This window comes from Streptomyces sp. NPDC002130 (genome assembly GCF_040296465.1).
Classification (GTDB): domain Bacteria; phylum Actinomycetota; class Actinomycetes; order Streptomycetales; family Streptomycetaceae; genus Streptomyces.
This window is the reverse complement of record NZ_JBEOXI010000797.1, coordinates 1-1,495: the sequence shown is the minus strand read 5'-3', so window position 1 is coordinate 1,495 and position 1,495 is coordinate 1. Positions and strand designations below refer to the sequence as shown.

The 1,495-nt window shown below is 65.8% G+C and carries 2 protein-coding genes; one reads left to right on the top strand and one right to left on the bottom strand.

Annotated features, from left to right (window positions below):
* Nucleotides 1-76 precede the first annotated feature (76 nt).
* Nucleotides 77-1,084, top strand: coding sequence for an NAD(P)H-dependent glycerol-3-phosphate dehydrogenase (locus ABT116_RS45630; RefSeq protein WP_019745531.1), 1,008 nt, complete (start codon nucleotides 77-79; stop codon nucleotides 1,082-1,084).
* A gap of 54 nt (nucleotides 1,085-1,138) precedes the next feature.
* Here the strand turns inward: ABT116_RS45630 and ABT116_RS45625 are convergent.
* Nucleotides 1,139-1,495: Rossmann-fold NAD(P)-binding domain-containing protein (locus tag ABT116_RS45625; RefSeq protein ID WP_502984069.1), on the bottom strand; the 357-nt coding region annotated here is incomplete at its 5' end.

Here is a 1,495-nt window from a genome sequence, read left to right as displayed (position 1 = left end):
GCCCAGGCGAGGTCCGGACCTGCGGCCGCCACGTCCAGCAACTGGGCCGCCGGGGTGGCCAGAACAGCGCACTCTGATGGCCCGCCCGGTACGCGTCGTCGTCCTCGGTGCCGGATCGTGGGGAACCACGGTGGCCGGCCTCGCTGCCCGCAACACTCCCACCCTGCTGTGGGCACGAAATTCCGAAGCGGCCGACGAAATCAATTCGCAACGGACCAACTCCAAATACCTTGGTGAGCGCAAACTTCCCAAGGGACTCAAGGCAACCTCGGATCTGGTCGAAGCCGCTCGCGAAGCGGACGTCCTCGTCTGCGGAGTGCCGTCGCACGCCGTTCGCGCCACCCTCGCCGAGATCGCCAACGAGGTTCGGGCCTGGGTGCCGGTGTTGTCACTGTCCAAGGGCCTCGAACCCGGCACCCGGCAGCGTCCCACCGAAGTGATCGCCGAGTGCCTGCCCGGCCATCCCGTCGGACTGCTCGCGGGCCCCAACATCGCCAAGGAGATCGTCGACGGCATGGCCGCGGCATCGGTCGTGGCCACCCAGGACGATCGCGTCGCCGCCGCGCTGCAACCGCTCTTCGCGTCGTCGGTCTTCCGTGTCTACCGCAACACCGACGTGCTCGGCTGCGAACTCGGCGGCATCCTCAAGAACATCGTCGCCATCGCCTCCGGCATGGCGGACGGCTTGGGCGTCGGTGACAACACCCGCGCGATGGTGCTCGCACGCGGTCTCGCCGAGATGACCCGACTCGGTGAGGCGATGGGCGCCAACCCGCGCACCTTTGCCGGCTTGACAGGCGTCGGCGATTTGATTGCCACCTGCATGGCTCCGACTTCCCGTAACCGTCGCGTCGGCGAAGCTCTGGCGCAGGGCCTGACCGTCGAGGAGGCTGTCGCCAAGCTCGGTCAGGTCGCAGAGGGCGTCAAGACCGCCCCCACCGTCATGGATCTGGCCCGCGAATACGGCGTCGACATGCCGATCGCCGCGGAGGTCGAGGCCGTCATCGGTGGTCGCCAAAGTGCCAGCGACGCATATCGCGGACTTCAGAAGGTTGCCCCGGGCGGCGAGCACGAAGTGGCGTGAGGAAGATCTACAGGTATCTAGCGATTTGGCTAGATACCTGTAGATCGCCCGAGATCACGGAATTGGAGCGTCGACGAAGATGTCGATCGCCAGCGGTGACCGACCGCCGTACTGCGAGAAATCCGAGATCCCCGCCTCGCGCAGGATCTCGACGTCGAGCACCGTGCGACCGGTATCCGTGCCGGCGGGACGCCCGAGAATCTCGACCGCCGCATCGGCCATGATCTCGGGTGAACGCGAGTGATCGATGCTGTCATCTCCCCCGAGCAAGTTTCCGACAGCGGCCGTGGCGATCATGGTCTCCGGCCACAGGCAATTACTCGAAATCGGTGCACCTGAATACTCTGCGGCGATGCCCAAGGCCGCCAAAGTCATTCCGTATTTGGCCAGCATGTAGCCCGGATAAGCACC